This is a genomic window from Bacillus sp. EKM420B, assembly GCF_011065565.1.
Taxonomy (GTDB): Bacteria; Bacillota; Bacilli; order Bacillales; family Bacillaceae; genus Bacillus; species Bacillus velezensis.
Genome location: NZ_JAAMNX010000008.1, coordinates 1 through 13,615 on the forward strand (window position 1 = coordinate 1; position 13,615 = coordinate 13,615).

The window sequence follows — 13,615 nt, forward strand, 5'->3', positions numbered from 1 at the left end:
ATTAACAGGTACGTTTTGTCTTGTTTAGTTTTCAAAGATCATTACCGCTTGTTGAAGCAGCTTTATTATCTTACCACCCAGCTTCTTTTATGTCAACAACTTTTTTTAAGTTGTTTCCGAAGCTTTTTGTTGTTGTCTGCTGTCCATCAGCGACGTTTAATAATATACCATGCATCCGCTGAATTTAGCAAGTATTTTTTTCGTTTTTTTTGAAACGTATTTCGTTATATTCATCTCCGCCGCGGCATACGATGTAATCAAGCATGGACAAGATAAGGAGGCGTCATCAGTGAACCACTTCTACGTGTGGCACATCAGAAGGATAAAACAGCTGCTTATTATTATCATTGCCGCATTTGCAGCAGCCAGCTTTTTTTATATACAGAGAGCCGTCCCCCTTCCTGTATTTTTAACTGATAGCGGCCCGAAGGCTATTTCAAAAGGGGAAACGAAAGCGGGCGAAGTCGCATTAACATTCGATATCAGCTGGGGCGACGAAAAAGCGGTTCCGATTCTGAACGCGCTAAAAGCAAACGGTATTAAAAACGCCACTTTTTTTCTGTCAGCTTCTTGGGCGGAACGGCACCCGGACACAGTTGAACGTATGGTAAAAGACGGACATCAAATCGGCAGCATGGGATATGCGTATAAGAATTATACCAACCTAGAGGACAACGAAATAAAAAAAGATATCCTCCGGGCCCAGACCGCATTTAAAAAGCTGGGTGTGAAGAATGTTCATTTACTCCGCCCGCCGACCGGACAATTTAATAAAAAGGTTCTTGCCATTGCACAGCAGTACCGCTATTCAGTGGTTCATTACAGCGTTAACTCGCAGGATTGGACAAATCCCGGTCCTGATAAAATCATTGAAAATGTAAACAGTCATATAAAAGGCGGCGACATTGTCCTGCTGCACGCCTCTGATTCAGCAACACAGACCGAAGAAGCGCTCCCCGCCATCATTCACAATTTAAAGCAAAAAGGACTGAAAAACGTGACAGTCGGCGACCTGATCGCAAATACTGACGTCAAGTCATCAGAAGTGAAATAACTACCTCTGGGCAAACTTCGGCAGCATTAACAGCTGAAACGCATTGCAGCCCATCAGCGGAATCAGCATCAAATAAAGCCAGTCCTCATTATTAACTCTTAGCGCAGGAACCCATTCAAGCGCTGTAATTACGACCATTAAAAATAATGATGAAACGAACGTTTTTTTTGAGGACTGCTTTTGTTTTATATACGCCGTCAACAGGCCGACGGCAAGCAGAGCCAGCGGCAGCCAGACAAACCCCGTAATCGAGTCATCCCGCTCACCAAAAAACAAAAATCTGAAGTACATTAAATCAAAAGCGACAAACAGAATGATAAACAGCTGAAGCAGATTCCAAAGCGAGTTTGATCTGAGAATTTCAAGGGCAAACCGGTGCACTGTCAGAAAAACGAAGAATCCCATCTGGCTGATCACACTGAAAATCATGCCTACCCCGATAAACCAGATCAGAACGGAGAAAATCTGACCGGCCTCAAAATTCAGAAAGAACCCCTTGTACTCCCCCCACTTCAGTGCAAATCCCACGACGCTTGTAATAAGAGCGCCCACAGCTAAAATCGAAAAGAAAAATCGAACAAGCCCGCGGCTTTTCATCTCTTATTCATCCCCCTGACAATCGCGTTCAGCGATATTTTGTTATGTATAAATCCATTCCGATGAATCATATTAAAAATAAGTACAAGTAAGGAAGGAGCTTATGCATGTCAAAAGCCAAAACGCTATTGATAAGCTGTTTTGTTGTATTATCTGTAACAGCTTGTGCTCCAAAAGACCAAGCAGCGGATATGGATTATGACCAGACTAAAAAAATGGTTGTTGATATATTAAAGACAGATGATGGAAAAAAAGCAATTAAGGAAATATTAAATGATGATGCGATGAATGAGGCATTGGTGATTGATCAAAATGCCATTAAAGGCACAATAGAGAAAACCCTCACCTCTAAAAAAGGGGCGGAGTTCTGGAAAACCATCTTTGAAGACTCAAAGTTCGCCGAGAGCTTTGCAAAAACGCTTCAGCCCGAGCACGAAAAAATCATAAAAAAACTGATGAAAGACCCTGATTATCAGAAAAGTTTTATGCAGATCATGCAGGACCCCGGCATGGATAAAAAATACTATGAGCTGGTGAAAAGCCAAAAGTTCCGCAGTTACTTAGAAGATGTAATTACAGAGACACTTTCCAGCCCGCTTTTCAAAAAGCAATTCGAGGATGAATTGAAAAAAGCGGCTTCAAGCTCTGAAAAAGAAAGCCAATAAAAGGCCGGGCCGTGTTGATCCCGGCCCCTTTTTTATTCAGCTGTTTTTTCAATGACTTTCTGGGCGATTCCCATATAAATTTCCCCGATCGGATGACTTCTGTCATAGACAGAAGGCGCAAACTGGTCCTTGTCCCAATCAGGCTGTTTTAAAGGAATTCTGCCAAGCAGCGGCACCTGCAATTCCTCTGCAAGCTTATCTCCCCCGCCTTGACCGAACACATATTCTCTCTCGCCGGTTTTTGCACTTTCATAATAAGCCATATTTTCAATGACCCCTACAACTTCATGATCGGTCTTAATCGCCATAGAACCCGCTCTCGCCGCTACAAATGCGGCTGTAGGGTGCGGCGTTGATACGATAATCTCTTTGCAGCTCGGAAGCATCGTGTGTACATCGAGCGCCACATCACCCGTGCCGGGCGGCAGGTCGAGAACGATATAGTCAACCTCTCCCCAGTCAACCTCATGGAAGAAGTTATTCAGCATCTTGCCCAGCATCGGCCCTCTCCACACAACCGGAGCGTTTTCTTCGACGAAAAAGCCCATCGACATAACCTTTACTCCAAATCTTTCGACAGGAAGCAGTTTTTCTCCTTCTACTGTCGGGCGAACGGTAATACCCATCATGTCCGGCACGCTGAATCCGTATATATCCGCGTCGATCAAGCCGACTTTTTTTCCGAGCCGCGCAAGAGAAATGGCCAGATTGACGGAAACCGTTGATTTGCCGACACCGCCTTTTCCGCTTGCCACCGCAAGAAAGACCGGCGGATGTTTCCTATTCAGCAGGGTTTCGCTTTCAGCAGCAGGCCGGCTGAATTTCGCCAATGTTTCTTCCGGCAGCTCTTCAAACCGCAGTCCGACAGTTTCCGCACCCGCTTCTTTCAAAACGGATACGATTTCCTGCTGAATGCCCATCTGTTCAGCCGTCCCCGTTTTTGCCAATGCAATTTTTACACTGACATGCCGTTTTTCCGGCTTGACCTTTACTTCTTTAATGGCATCCAATTCTCCCAGCGGTCTATGAAGAAAAGGTTCGCGCATGTTTCCGACTATATTTCTTACTTCATCTTCTCTTATCATCGAACCCTCACCCTTTGTGTATTCGTTTACAAATGGTATTATACCATATATTAAACGTAGAATCGGCGAAAAACCCTCCTTACTCGGGAGGGTCTCCTTTCTCTGTGAAATATCTCAATACGCCCTTATACACGGAAGAAGCGATTTTGTCCTGATATTTAGGCTGGCCGAGCCTTTTCGCTTCCGCGGGATTGGACAGAAATCCGATTTCCACCAGCGCGCCCGGTTTGGTTACATTCTGCATTAAGTAAATGCCGTGTATCCGTTTTGCCTTTCTCGTTGTATTCTCCAAATTGATTCTCAATTCGTCCTGTATATATTTTGCCACTTTTTCATTCTCTTCGTATTTTCCATAGTAGAAGCTTTGGGCGCCGCTCCATCTCGGTGACGGTATGGCGTTCAGATGAATGCTGATATAAAGCTCCGCCTCTGAACGGTTGATGATCTCCACGCGCTTTCTCAGATCTTCCGCTTTGCGTCGGCTGTAGCCTCTCGTCCCTTCAGGAGCTAAATCAGTATCCGTCTCCCGCGTCATAATAACCAAAGCTCCCTGCTCCTGCAAATAGTCTCTGACCCTGGAGGCCACTTCGAGAGTAATGTCCTTTTCAAGGTGACTGCCTCCCGTGGCGCCTCCGTCCGGCCCGCCGTGTCCCGGATCGAGATAGATGATTTTCCCGCTCAGCGGCAGGCTCCACGGCCGCCAGGAATCATCATTATGGAATTGAAACCGGAATAAACACAATAATATGATAAAGCCAAGTAAAAAACCGAGCCATTTCAGCTTTTTTGTCATAGCTTTCCCTCCCGCTTGTCCCCGTTATTAATAAGTATGGGACAAGGGAGGAAATTATGATTACCTCATGCGGAGCTTACATTGTTTTTCTCTTTGCAGAAATCCTTCCGTCCACCAGCTGTTGATAAACCGGCAGGACGCTTCATAGACTTCTTTTTGTTCAACGGAGGAATATTGCTCATGCGTCCAATTGCAAAGATATTCAAAAAAATCGGCCGTCAGTTCTTCCTCTTCTTCAGCCGAACGGGCGTTTGCCCTCTGCAAAGACTCACCATAATAGCCAAAGACGCCGAACCGGCCGCCTAATAAATACGCTTCAATGGCAAAATCTATGCATCCTTCACTCAGAATGCCGTTTTCGTCTTGAAGAAAGGGAAACAAAGGGGTAAGACATGCTTTTACGGACTGAATGATCTGCGTCAGTGACAGCTCCTTTAGTAAACTCTTCTCAAGCTCAAAATCCTTCTGCCGTTTCACGTCTGAAAAAGATAATACTTCTGCCATTGCCAGCCACGCTCCTTTTTACTGTTATTTTGAAAGGAAAAGGGAAAAAGCATGCTTTGTTGATAGTGGAAATCCTCCCAAATGAAGGAGTTTCATGTTAACTGGAAGAATAAAGAGCTGAGGTGACGTGATGAAAAAGCTGTTTCAATACAATTGGACGGTGCGTGACGAGTGGTTTATGATATGTGAAAAGCTGAGCCGGGAGGAACTGACGAAAACCCGGACGGGCGGAATGGAGAGCATCTTGCGGACTTTATTTCATATCATTGATGTCGAGATCAGCTGGGCTCGTGCCATTTTAGGTAAAGATGATGTTTTACCCGCTGAGTCTGACTATACGAGCATTCAGGATCTCAGAAAGCTGTCTGAACAGTATCGGGAGGATGTTATTCATGCGGTCTCCCGCAAAGGGGCGGATCTTGTTAAGCCGGACTGGATGGACCAAACCTTTCCTAAAGAAGATATTCTCCGCCACATCCTTGCGCATGAGATTCACCATATGGGACAACTGTCAGTTTGGGCCAGAGAAATTGGAATAGAACCGGTTTCGGCTAATGTGATCAGCCGTCCGCAGGAAAAAGCCGCAAAAAAACAGCACCTCTGACGGGATGCCGTTTTTATATTTTAATGCTTCTTGTTACGGAGTATGTATTAATGTATTCATCCAGCACGAGGCCGCCTTTGTCCTCGTAAAAACCGGCAACCATAAAGCCTGCGTCAATCTGACCTTTAATTTGATCCTCCAGCGTATGGCCGAATTCAAGCGCTTCATGATTATCAATAAGTTCCTTTACCTTTTTCTTACTCAGATCTTTTTCATCCGAAAACGGAATGGAATACTTTACTTTTAGTACGCCTTCCTGCTCTAAATCCATATCAAATAAGAACACGACGGGATTTACAAAACCGGAGACTAAAGACCCGCCTTTTTTCAATACGCGATGAGCTTCTTTCCATACCGGAAGAACCGTATCAACAAAGCAATTCGATACCGGGTGCACGATAAAATCAAATGTCTCATCATCAAAACAGCTCAGATCATTCATGCTGCCTTTGACAGTCCGAAGCGTAAGATCGTCCCGCCCGGCAACCATTCTGTCTTGCGCAAGCTGTTTTTCCGAATTGTCAAAGATGGTGACGTCCGCTCCTGCAGCAGCAAGGACCGGCCCTTGCTGTCCTCCTCCTGAAGCAAGACAAAGAACCTTCAGACCGTCTATGGGCGGAAACCAATCCGCCGGCACATCTTTTCCGGGGGTCATTCTGATGCTCCAATTGCCTTTTTTCGCTTCACCAATCGTATGAGAATCAACCGCAACCGTCCATTCATTGCCTGTTTCGACTTTTTTATCCCATGCCTTGCTGTTATGTATGACTAACTTATTCATTATAACTGCGCTCCTTATTGGTAATGAATAGAGTATAACAAACAATTCTAGAAAAACATCGGATAACCTCTTCGATATGAGAAAAAAATACAAAAAAAACCACAACCAAGAAGTTGTGGTTTTTGCCATCCAAAACGATTAACGTTTTGAGAACTGAGGTGCACGACGAGCGCCTTTAAGACCGTATTTTTTACGTTCTTTCATACGAGCGTCACGAGTCAGAAGACCAGCACGTTTAAGTGTTGCACGGTATTCTGGATCTGCTTCAAGCAAAGCACGAGCGATACCGTGACGGATTGCTCCAGCTTGACCAGATAAGCCGCCTCCATGTACGTTTACTAAAACATCATAAGTACCAGCTGTTTCAGTTAAAGTTAATGGTTGTTTGATATCTTCGATTAGAGCCGGAGATGGAATGTGCTCGCTGATTTCACGATTATTAACGACGATACGACCTTCTCCTGGAACTAAGCGCACACGCGCTACAGAACTTTTACGACGGCCAGTACCGTAATATTGAACCTGTGCCAAATTGGTAACCTCCTTTTTAATTAACCGCGAAGTTCGTAAACTTCAGGTTTTTGTGCTTCATGTGGATGCTCAGAACCACGGTATACATTCAATTTCTTGAACATTTGACGACCTAGAGAACCTTTTGGAAGCATGCCTTTGATAGCAAGCTCAAGCATTTTCTCAGGGTAGTTTGTACGCATTTCAAGAGCTGTTCTTGATTTCAGACCGCCTGGGTGCATTGTGTGACGGTAGTAGATTTTATCAGTTAACTTTTTACCAGTTAACTCGATTTTTTCAGCGTTGATGATGATCACATGATCTCCAGTATCAACGTGCGGTGTGTAAGTCGGTTTGTGTTTCCCGCGAAGGATAGATGCAACTTCTGTAGAAAGACGTCCTAAAGTCTTGCCTGCTGCATCAACAACTAACCACTTGCGTTCAATAGTACTTGCGTTAGCCATAGGTGTTGTACGCATTTAATTCCCTCCTAAATGATCTGTCATTTTTTCATAAACTTCTGTTACGTTCTATTTCACAACACAATAAGTTCCGGGGCTTATCGTGGGGTTGAAATACATACCATATGATATCTTATAACTTTATGCAGACTCTGTCAAGAAAATGTTACACCTGGTTTAGTTGTCATAACAAACGCTCCATAAATACAGCCCGTGCCCCGGTGCGGTGCGCCCCGCGGCTTCGCGATCCTTCGCTTTGAGCATTGCTTTTACATCATCGGGAGAAAATTTTCCAGCTCCTGTATCCAATAACGTTCCGGCAATGATTCTGACCATATTATAGAGAAAACCGTTTCCGGTGATCCTCATCTGCAGGCCGTCTCCGGTCTCAGTCCAATCCAGCTCGTAAATCGTTCTGACCTTATCCTGAACCGCGGTATCAGCCGCGCAAAAGCTTGTGAAATCATGTGTCCCGATGAGGTGCCTTGAAGCTTCCCTCATTTTCTGCACATTAAGCTGATATGCAAAATGGTAAGCGTAATGTCGTTTAAATACGTCCGGGTGTTTCTCCGTATATACAAAGTAGCGATATTCCTTTTGGACCGCGCTAAATCGTGCATGGAACCCATCATCCGCAATCTCTGCTGTTTTGACGGCAATATCATCAGGCAGCAGGGCATTGAGCGCAAACGGCCATTTCTCAGCCGGGATGGACAGCGGCGTATCAAAATGAATGACCTGCCCGGCAGCATGAACATCGCTGTCCGTGCGGCCGGATGAGTACACAGGCACCCTGCCGTCCGTTTTGTGGATAACAGCCAGCGCTTTTTCCAATTCACTTTGAACGGTCCGCTTTCCAGGCTGAACCTGATATCCGTTAAATAAATGCCCGTCATAAGCAATGGTACATTTCACTCTCATTCAGCAGCACCTCTAACTTCTTAAGAAAAACAATAACACGGCTAATACGATGATGAGCAGAATAGCTCCGGTATCCTTTCCGGTCCAGACGAGCTTTCTGTATTTCGTTCTCCCCTCACCGCCCTGGTAGCCTCTCGCCTCCATGGCGACCGCAAGCTCTTCCGCGCGTTTAAAGGCGCTGACAAACAGCGGGACAAGCAGCGGAACAACCGCTTTGATTCTGTCTTTCACCGGGCCGCTTGTAAAGTCCGCACCCCTCGCCATTTGCGCCTTCATGATTTTATCTGTCTCTTCCATTAATGTCGGGATAAATCGCAATGATATCGACATCATCAATGCGAGTTCGTGTACAGGCAGCTTCACCTTTTTAAAAGGATTCAGGAGCTGCTCCATTCCATCCGTTATTTCAATCGGCGTTGTTGTCAGCGTCAGCAGCGTCGTCATAAAGATAAGGTAAACGAAACGGAGGGAGATAAAAATCCCCTGTATAAGTCCGCCCTCATACACTTTAAACCAGCCAAGCTGAAAAATGACAGATCCTTCATGCGTCATGAAAATGTGTAATAAAAAGGTAAACGCCACAATCCAGATAATCGGCTTAAGCCCCTTCAGCAAAAAGCTGAACGGCACTCGTGTTAAGGCGATCACCCCGAATGTAAACAAACCGAGCAAAGCGTACGTCTGTACGTTGTTTGCCAAAAAAACGATACATACAAAAAGAAAGATGCTGACAAGTTTTGTTCGCGGGTCCAATCGGTGAATAAGCGATGATCCGGGAACATACTTTCCGATAATCATGCTGTCCATCATTGGTCCTTTTCCTCCTGAAAGAAAGCCTTAATTTCACTGGCGGCATCCTGCAGGGTCAGCATGGGTTTCTCATACTTGACTCCGAGAGCCTTCTCAAGCCGTCTCTGAAACTTCACCGACTCAGGAAGATCCAGTCCCATTTCGGCTATCTCTTCACCTTTTACAAACAAGTCACGCGGACTTCCCGTCGCTTTAATGGTTCCTTTGTGCATGACGATCATTTCGTCAGCATAGCGGGCGGCGTCCTCCATGCTGTGGGTGACGAGAACGGTAGTCAGGTTTCCCCGCTGATGAAGCGCATAGAACATGTCCATAATGTCCTGGCGCCCTCTCGGATCAAGACCGGCCGTCGGTTCATCCAAAACCAGCACTTCCGGCTCCATCGCGAGAACGCCGGCAATCGCCACTCTGCGCATCTGGCCGCCGCTGAGCTCAAACGGTGAACGATCCAAAATGTCTTCTGGAAGGCCCACAAGCCCCAGCATTTCTTTTGCTTTCCGTTCAGCGTCTTCTTTTTTTACACCGAAATTCATCGGTCCGAATGCGATGTCCTTCAGCACAGTCTCTTCAAACAGCTGATGTTCGGGAAATTGGAAAACGATTCCGACTTTTTTTCGCAAAGTCTTAAGGTCTTTATTTTTTTTACCGGCTGCCAGAATCGTGCTCCCGAGCTCAAGCTGTCCTTTAGTCGGTTTCAGCAAACCGTTTAAATGCTGCAGGAGCGTCGATTTGCCCGACCCTGTATGCCCGATGACGGCAACGTAGCTGCCCTCTTTTATCACGGCATTGATATCATACAGAGCAAGCCGTTCAAACGGTGTCTTCATTTGATAGCGGTGTTCTACATCTTTGATTTTAATGTCCACAGCTCATTCACCAGCCCTTCCTGAGTCAGATGGTTTTTCGTTAACGCCAGTCCGCTTTCTTTCAAAAGCAGGCTGAGCTGGAATGAGAAAGGCAAATCAAGACCGATGCGAACCAAGTCTTCATTTAATTTAAAAATCTCTTCAGGCGTGCCCTCTGAATATTTCCTGCCGCCGTTCATCACAATGATCCTGTCCGCCCTTGCGGCTTCTTCCAGGTCATGTGTTATCGAAATGACGGTGGCCATGCCCTGATCTTTTAAGCGTCTGACAGTATCAAGGACTTCTTCTCTCCCAATCGGGTCAAGCATGGATGTCGCTTCATCCAAAATCATAATATCAGGACGCGCGGCAATAATTCCCGCGATCGCCACTCTTTGTTTTTGACCTCCGGAGAGATGGTGCGGCTCTTGATCAAGAAAATCCTGCATATTGACTTGTGTGACAGCCCAATCTACTCTCTCAATCATTTCTTCGCGCGGAACACCATTGTTTTCTAAACCAAAAGCCACATCATCGCGAACAGTCGTTCCGACAAATTGGTTATCGGGATTCTGAAAGACCATCCCTATTTTTTTCCGCACATCCCACACGGTATCCTCAGTCAGCTTGATGCCGCCGACTTCAATTTCTCCGGCCTCAGGCAAAATCAGCCCGTTCAGCGCTCTGGCCAAAGTCGACTTCCCTGAACCGTTGTGACCTACGATAGCAAGCCATTCTCCTTCATATACCTCCAGACTCACACCGTCCAGCGCCGGTCTTTCTGCATCTTTGCGGTAGCGGAATAGAATGTCTTTTACGGATATAAGCTGTTTTTGATCCACGGGCGCCTGACCTCCTCTCAGCTATAGCTCTGCTTTTCTGTCTCATGATAAAAAGTTCTGATATCTAAAAAAAGGGCATAGATCCAGTTAGAAACTGTCCCGCCCTTCTTTAGATACACAAAAATATGTGATTAAACCAATTCGATGATTGCCATTGGTGCACCGTCACCACGGCGAGGACCAAGCTTCATAATACGTGTGTATCCGCCTTGGCGCTCCTCGTAACGAGTTGCAATGTCAGAGAATAATTTTTGAAGTGCATCTTGGTTATTTTCTTCATTAGCAACCTCGTTGCGAATGTATGCAGCAGCTTGACGACGAGCATGCAAGTCACCGCGCTTACCAAGAGTGATCATCTTTTCAACAACAGAGCGAAGTTCTTTCGCACGTGTTTCAGTTGTTTCAATTCTTTCGTTGATGATCAAATCTGTTGTAAGATCACGAAGCATAGCTTTACGCTGTGAACTCGTACGTCCTAGTTTTCTGTATGACATGTGATGTCCCCTCCTTTAATGGAATGCTGTTTCTAATTAAAAAACACACGAAAATCCTAGTTCACATGGAAACTAGATCAATCGTCTTTGCGAAGGCCGAGTCCAAGTTCTTCAAGTTTCGCTTTCACTTCTTCAAGTGATTTGCGTCCCAGGTTGCGAACTTTCATCATATCTTCTTCCGTCTTGTTCGCAAGTTCTTGAACCGTGTTAATGCCCGCACGCTTCAAGCAGTTGTAAGAACGGACAGAAAGATCAAGTTCCTCAATCGTCATTTCAAGAACTTTTTCTTTTTGGTCCTCTTCTTTTTCAACCATGATTTCAGCATGCTGAGCTTCGTCAGTTAAACCGACGAATATATTAAGGTGTTCAGTTAAAATCTTTGAACCGAGAGCAATTGCTTCCTTCGGTCCAGTGCTTCCGTCAGTCCAAACATCAAGTGTAAGTTTGTCATAGTTTGCAACCTGGCCTACACGAGTGTTTTCTACCTGATAAGATAAACGAGAAACTGGCGTAAAGATTGAATCGATCGGAATCACGCCGATTGGCTGATCGTCTCTTTTGTTCGAATCAGCAGGTGTATACCCACGTCCTCTTTGTGCAGTAAGGCGAACTCGGAAACTCGCATTCTCACCAAGAGTCGCGATATGAAGATCCGGATTAAGGATTTCAACATCGCTGTCGTGTGTAATATCAGCTGCTGTGACAGTTCCTTCGCCCTGTACATCAATTTCAAGCGTCTTCTCTTCATCAGAGTAGATTTTCAATGCAAGCTTTTTAATGTGCAAGATTATCGTTGTAACATCTTCCACAACGCCTTCGATTGTCGAGAATTCGTGCAGTACACCATCTATCTGGATCGATGTTACAGCGGCACCAGGGAGTGAGGATAAGAGGATACGACGTAAGGAGTTACCCAGAGTTGTACCATATCCACGCTCAAGCGGCTCTACGACAAACTTACCAAATTTGGCATCGTCGCTGATTTCAACCGTTTCGATTTTTGGTTTTTCAATCTCGATCATTACTTAAAACCCTCCTTCAAAACGTCGAAACCTCGAATAGAATCATATGAGATTCCATCCGAAATTCCCCATTGTTTAGTCCCGTATGTGCTCAGGCAACGAGTCGGTGCATTCGTTTCATAAATAACTGTATCATAACCCATTATTGACAGGGACACAAAATCTATACAAACAAATTACACGCGGCGACGTTTTGGTGGACGGCATCCATTATGAGGAACAGGAGTTACGTCTCTGATAGCTGTAACTTCAAGTCCGGCAGCTTGTAAAGCACGGATTGCAGCTTCACGGCCAGAACCTGGTCCTTTAACAGTTACTTCAAGAGTTTTAAGTCCGTGTTCGATTGAACCTTTAGCAGCTGTTTCAGCAGCCATTTGCGCAGCAAAAGGAGTCGATTTACGAGAACCTCTGAATCCTAGAGCTCCGGCACTTGACCAAGAAATAGCATTACCATGAGTATCAGTGATCGTAACGATCGTGTTGTTGAAAGTTGAACGAATATGAGCGATTCCTGACTCAATATTCTTTTTCACGCGACGTTTACGCGTGTTTTGTTTACGAGCAGCAGCCATTGTTTAGGTACCTCCCTTACTTATTTTTTCTTGTTAGCTACAGTACGACGCGGACCTTTACGAGTACGCGCATTGTTTTTAGAGTTTTGTCCGCGAACAGGCAAACCTCTGCGATGGCGGATTCCGCGGTAGCTTCCGATTTCGATCAGACGCTTGATGTTAAGAGAAACTTCACGGCGAAGGTCACCTTCTACTTTCAGTTTGTCAATAACATCACGGATTTTACCAAGTTCTTCTTCAGTAAGATCACGCACACGAGTATCTTCAGAAACACCAGCCTCTTTCAAGACTTGCTGAGCCGTTGTGCGGCCAATTCCGAAGACATATGTTAAAGAAATAACAACACGTTTGTCACGTGGGATATCTACACCAGCAATACGAGCCATTCTCTGGGCACCTCCTTATTAATTATCCTTGTTTTTGTTTATGCTTTGGATTTTCACAGATCACCATTACTTTTCCTTTTCTGCGAATAACTTTACATTTCTCGCAGATTGGTTTAACTGATGGTCTCACTTTCATGTGTTTCCAACCTCCTTCAGTTTCCGGAGTGCTTTATTTGTAACGGTACGTAATCCTGCCACGAGTTAAGTCATATGGAGATAATTCTACCGTAACTTTGTCTCCAGGTAAAATGCGAATGAAGTGCATGCGGATTTTACCAGATACGTGAGCCAAAACCGTATGGCCATTTTCGAGTTCAACTTTGAACATCGCGTTTGGCAGTGTTTCGACAATCGTACCTTCCACTTCAATTACATCGTCTTTCGCCATTCAAGTGTTCTCCCTTCTTCAAATCAGTAACTTGCTCTCTGACAAATTTCAAAAGAGAAAATCTCAGTTATCCGTTTGTCACACGCCCTGTTTCGTTTATACTGTTCTGAACTTCCGGAGATACGCAATCATAAAGGGTGAATGATTGATATTCTTTTTCTAAGGAGAATGAAATGTACGCTTTTCTCCGTCTGCTTTAGTACACGATGATGAATCTTCATTCCTATGACAGCAGCTAGCCGGTTTTTCTTCCGACCAATTGTAAACCTACAATCTGCCCA

Annotated in this window: 20 protein-coding genes and 1 pseudogene; 3 read left to right on the forward strand and 18 right to left on the reverse strand. The window is 45.1% G+C overall.

The window, feature by feature from the left end; genetic code table 11:
* The first annotated feature begins 289 nt into the window (after nt 1–289).
* Complete coding sequence (gene pdaB / locus G9F48_RS18325) at nt 290–1,054, forward strand: polysaccharide deacetylase family sporulation protein PdaB (RefSeq protein WP_015388776.1); 765 nt, start codon at nt 290–292, stop codon at nt 1,052–1,054.
* Here the strand turns inward: pdaB and kbaA are convergent, their stop codons facing one another.
* The gene (gene kbaA / locus G9F48_RS18330) at nt 1,055–1,651 is read right to left on the reverse strand and encodes a KinB-signaling pathway activation protein (protein WP_165409939.1); all 597 of its coding nucleotides are present in this window, start codon (nt 1,649–1,651) and stop codon (nt 1,055–1,057) included.
* A 107-nt stretch (nt 1,652–1,758) separates the two neighbouring features.
* On the opposite strand from kbaA, the gene gerD reads away from it, so the two are divergent.
* Nucleotides 1,759–2,316 (forward strand): spore germination lipoprotein GerD, encoded by a 558-nt coding sequence (gerD, locus tag G9F48_RS18335; RefSeq protein ID WP_007615280.1) that lies wholly within the window; start codon nt 1,759–1,761, stop codon nt 2,314–2,316.
* A 32-nt stretch (nt 2,317–2,348) separates the two neighbouring features.
* Here the strand turns inward: gerD and G9F48_RS18340 are convergent, their stop codons facing one another.
* From G9F48_RS18340 to G9F48_RS18350, 3 genes are all read right to left on the reverse strand, one after another.
* Nucleotides 2,349–3,401 carry an Mrp/NBP35 family ATP-binding protein gene (locus tag G9F48_RS18340; protein ID WP_003156567.1) on the reverse strand — a complete coding sequence of 351 codons (1,053 nt, stop codon included), beginning with the start codon at nt 3,399–3,401 and terminating at the stop codon, nt 2,349–2,351.
* Between the two features lie 79 nt (nt 3,402–3,480).
* Nucleotides 3,481–4,194, reverse strand: a complete 714-nt coding sequence (gene cwlD / locus G9F48_RS18345; RefSeq protein ID WP_070081277.1) for an N-acetylmuramoyl-L-alanine amidase CwlD — start codon at nt 4,192–4,194, stop codon at nt 3,481–3,483.
* Between the two features lie 60 nt (nt 4,195–4,254).
* Nucleotides 4,255–4,698, reverse strand: a complete 444-nt coding sequence (locus tag G9F48_RS18350) for a DUF2521 family protein (RefSeq protein WP_165409940.1) — start codon at nt 4,696–4,698, stop codon at nt 4,255–4,257.
* Between the two features lie 130 nt (nt 4,699–4,828).
* On the opposite strand from G9F48_RS18350, the gene G9F48_RS18355 reads away from it, so the two are divergent.
* Complete coding sequence (locus tag G9F48_RS18355) at nt 4,829–5,302, forward strand: DinB family protein (RefSeq protein WP_015388778.1); 474 nt, start codon at nt 4,829–4,831, stop codon at nt 5,300–5,302.
* Between the two features lie 13 nt (nt 5,303–5,315).
* On the opposite strand, the gene G9F48_RS18360 is transcribed toward G9F48_RS18355, so the two are convergent.
* The 14 genes and pseudogenes from G9F48_RS18360 to G9F48_RS19865 form a co-directional block, all read right to left on the reverse strand.
* Nucleotides 5,316–6,083, reverse strand: coding sequence for a class I SAM-dependent methyltransferase (locus G9F48_RS18360; RefSeq protein WP_146276005.1), 768 nt, complete (start codon nt 6,081–6,083; stop codon nt 5,316–5,318).
* Nucleotides 6,084–6,221: 138 nt separating this feature from the next.
* A complete protein-coding gene (gene rpsI / locus G9F48_RS18365; RefSeq protein WP_003225846.1) occupies nt 6,222–6,614 on the reverse strand; it encodes a 30S ribosomal protein S9 in 393 nt (130 codons plus the stop codon).
* Between the two features lie 20 nt (nt 6,615–6,634).
* Entirely contained in the window at nt 6,635–7,072 is a 438-nt protein-coding gene (gene rplM / locus G9F48_RS18370; RefSeq protein WP_003156556.1) for a 50S ribosomal protein L13, read from the reverse strand.
* Between the two features lie 159 nt (nt 7,073–7,231).
* Nucleotides 7,232–7,975: a tRNA pseudouridine(38-40) synthase TruA gene (truA, locus tag G9F48_RS18375; protein ID WP_071392197.1), complete on the reverse strand. Its 744-nt coding sequence runs from the start codon at nt 7,973–7,975 to the stop codon at nt 7,232–7,234.
* A gap of 12 nt (nt 7,976–7,987) precedes the next feature.
* Entirely contained in the window at nt 7,988–8,785 is a 798-nt protein-coding gene (locus G9F48_RS18380; protein ID WP_014304219.1) for an energy-coupling factor transporter transmembrane component T family protein, read from the reverse strand.
* Entirely contained in the window at nt 8,782–9,651 is an 870-nt protein-coding gene (locus G9F48_RS18385) for an energy-coupling factor ABC transporter ATP-binding protein (RefSeq protein ID WP_165409941.1), read from the reverse strand. The genes G9F48_RS18380 and G9F48_RS18385 overlap by 4 nt, the downstream gene beginning before the upstream one ends.
* The gene (locus G9F48_RS18390) at nt 9,627–10,472 is read right to left on the reverse strand and encodes an energy-coupling factor ABC transporter ATP-binding protein (RefSeq protein ID WP_156736123.1); all 846 of its coding nucleotides are present in this window, start codon (nt 10,470–10,472) and stop codon (nt 9,627–9,629) included. Before G9F48_RS18390 ends, G9F48_RS18385 begins: the two co-directional genes overlap by 25 nt.
* A 131-nt stretch (nt 10,473–10,603) precedes the next feature.
* Nucleotides 10,604–10,966: a 50S ribosomal protein L17 gene (gene rplQ, locus G9F48_RS18395; protein ID WP_003156550.1), complete on the reverse strand. Its 363-nt coding sequence runs from the start codon at nt 10,964–10,966 to the stop codon at nt 10,604–10,606.
* A 77-nt stretch (nt 10,967–11,043) separates the two neighbouring features.
* Nucleotides 11,044–11,988, reverse strand: a complete 945-nt coding sequence (locus G9F48_RS18400; RefSeq protein ID WP_003156549.1) for a DNA-directed RNA polymerase subunit alpha — start codon at nt 11,986–11,988, stop codon at nt 11,044–11,046.
* Between the two features lie 176 nt (nt 11,989–12,164).
* Complete coding sequence (rpsK, locus tag G9F48_RS18405) at nt 12,165–12,560, reverse strand: 30S ribosomal protein S11 (RefSeq protein WP_003156547.1); 396 nt, start codon at nt 12,558–12,560, stop codon at nt 12,165–12,167.
* Between the two features lie 20 nt (nt 12,561–12,580).
* On the reverse strand, nt 12,581–12,946 hold the full coding sequence (rpsM, locus tag G9F48_RS18410; RefSeq protein ID WP_003156545.1) for a 30S ribosomal protein S13: 366 nt from the start codon (nt 12,944–12,946) through the stop codon (nt 12,581–12,583).
* A gap of 22 nt (nt 12,947–12,968) precedes the next feature.
* Nucleotides 12,969–13,082 carry a 50S ribosomal protein L36 gene (gene rpmJ, locus G9F48_RS18415; RefSeq protein ID WP_003156543.1) on the reverse strand — a complete coding sequence of 38 codons (114 nt, stop codon included), beginning with the start codon at nt 13,080–13,082 and terminating at the stop codon, nt 12,969–12,971.
* A 33-nt stretch (nt 13,083–13,115) separates the two neighbouring features.
* The gene (gene infA, locus G9F48_RS18420; RefSeq protein ID WP_003156508.1) at nt 13,116–13,334 is read right to left on the reverse strand and encodes a translation initiation factor IF-1; all 219 of its coding nucleotides are present in this window, start codon (nt 13,332–13,334) and stop codon (nt 13,116–13,118) included.
* Nucleotides 13,312–13,594, reverse strand: a pseudogene (locus G9F48_RS19865) (KOW domain-containing RNA-binding protein). Before G9F48_RS19865 ends, infA begins: the two are co-directional and overlap by 23 nt.
* Nucleotides 13,595–13,615 lie beyond the last annotated feature (21 nt).

Coding starts and splice junctions, on each gene's coding strand:
- kbaA (WP_165409939.1), bottom strand. CDS start 1,651: ATGAAAAGCCGCGGGCTTGTTCGATTTTTCTTTTCGATTTTAGCTGTG.
- rpmJ (WP_003156543.1), bottom strand. CDS start 13,082: ATGAAAGTGAGACCATCAGTTAAACCAATCTGCGAGAAATGTAAAGTT.
- G9F48_RS18340 (WP_003156567.1), bottom strand. CDS start 3,401: ATGATAAGAGAAGATGAAGTAAGAAATATAGTCGGAAACATGCGCGAA.
- infA (WP_003156508.1), bottom strand. CDS start 13,334: ATGGCGAAAGACGATGTAATTGAAGTGGAAGGTACGATTGTCGAAACA.
- G9F48_RS18355 (WP_015388778.1), top strand. CDS start 4,829: ATGAAAAAGCTGTTTCAATACAATTGGACGGTGCGTGACGAGTGGTTT.
- G9F48_RS18350 (WP_165409940.1), bottom strand. CDS start 4,698: ATGGCAGAAGTATTATCTTTTTCAGACGTGAAACGGCAGAAGGATTTT.
- rplQ (WP_003156550.1), bottom strand. CDS start 10,966: ATGTCATACAGAAAACTAGGACGTACGAGTTCACAGCGTAAAGCTATG.
- rpsK (WP_003156547.1), bottom strand. CDS start 12,560: ATGGCTGCTGCTCGTAAACAAAACACGCGTAAACGTCGCGTGAAAAAG.
- gerD (WP_007615280.1), top strand. CDS start 1,759: ATGTCAAAAGCCAAAACGCTATTGATAAGCTGTTTTGTTGTATTATCT.
- G9F48_RS18400 (WP_003156549.1), bottom strand. CDS start 11,988: ATGATCGAGATTGAAAAACCAAAAATCGAAACGGTTGAAATCAGCGAC.
- cwlD (WP_070081277.1), bottom strand. CDS start 4,194: ATGACAAAAAAGCTGAAATGGCTCGGTTTTTTACTTGGCTTTATCATA.
- truA (WP_071392197.1), bottom strand. CDS start 7,975: ATGAGAGTGAAATGTACCATTGCTTATGACGGGCATTTATTTAACGGA.
- G9F48_RS18380 (WP_014304219.1), bottom strand. CDS start 8,785: ATGATGGACAGCATGATTATCGGAAAGTATGTTCCCGGATCATCGCTT.
- rpsM (WP_003156545.1), bottom strand. CDS start 12,946: ATGGCTCGTATTGCTGGTGTAGATATCCCACGTGACAAACGTGTTGTT.
- G9F48_RS18360 (WP_146276005.1), bottom strand. CDS start 6,083: ATGAATAAGTTAGTCATACATAACAGCAAGGCATGGGATAAAAAAGTC.
- rplM (WP_003156556.1), bottom strand. CDS start 7,072: ATGCGTACAACACCTATGGCTAACGCAAGTACTATTGAACGCAAGTGG.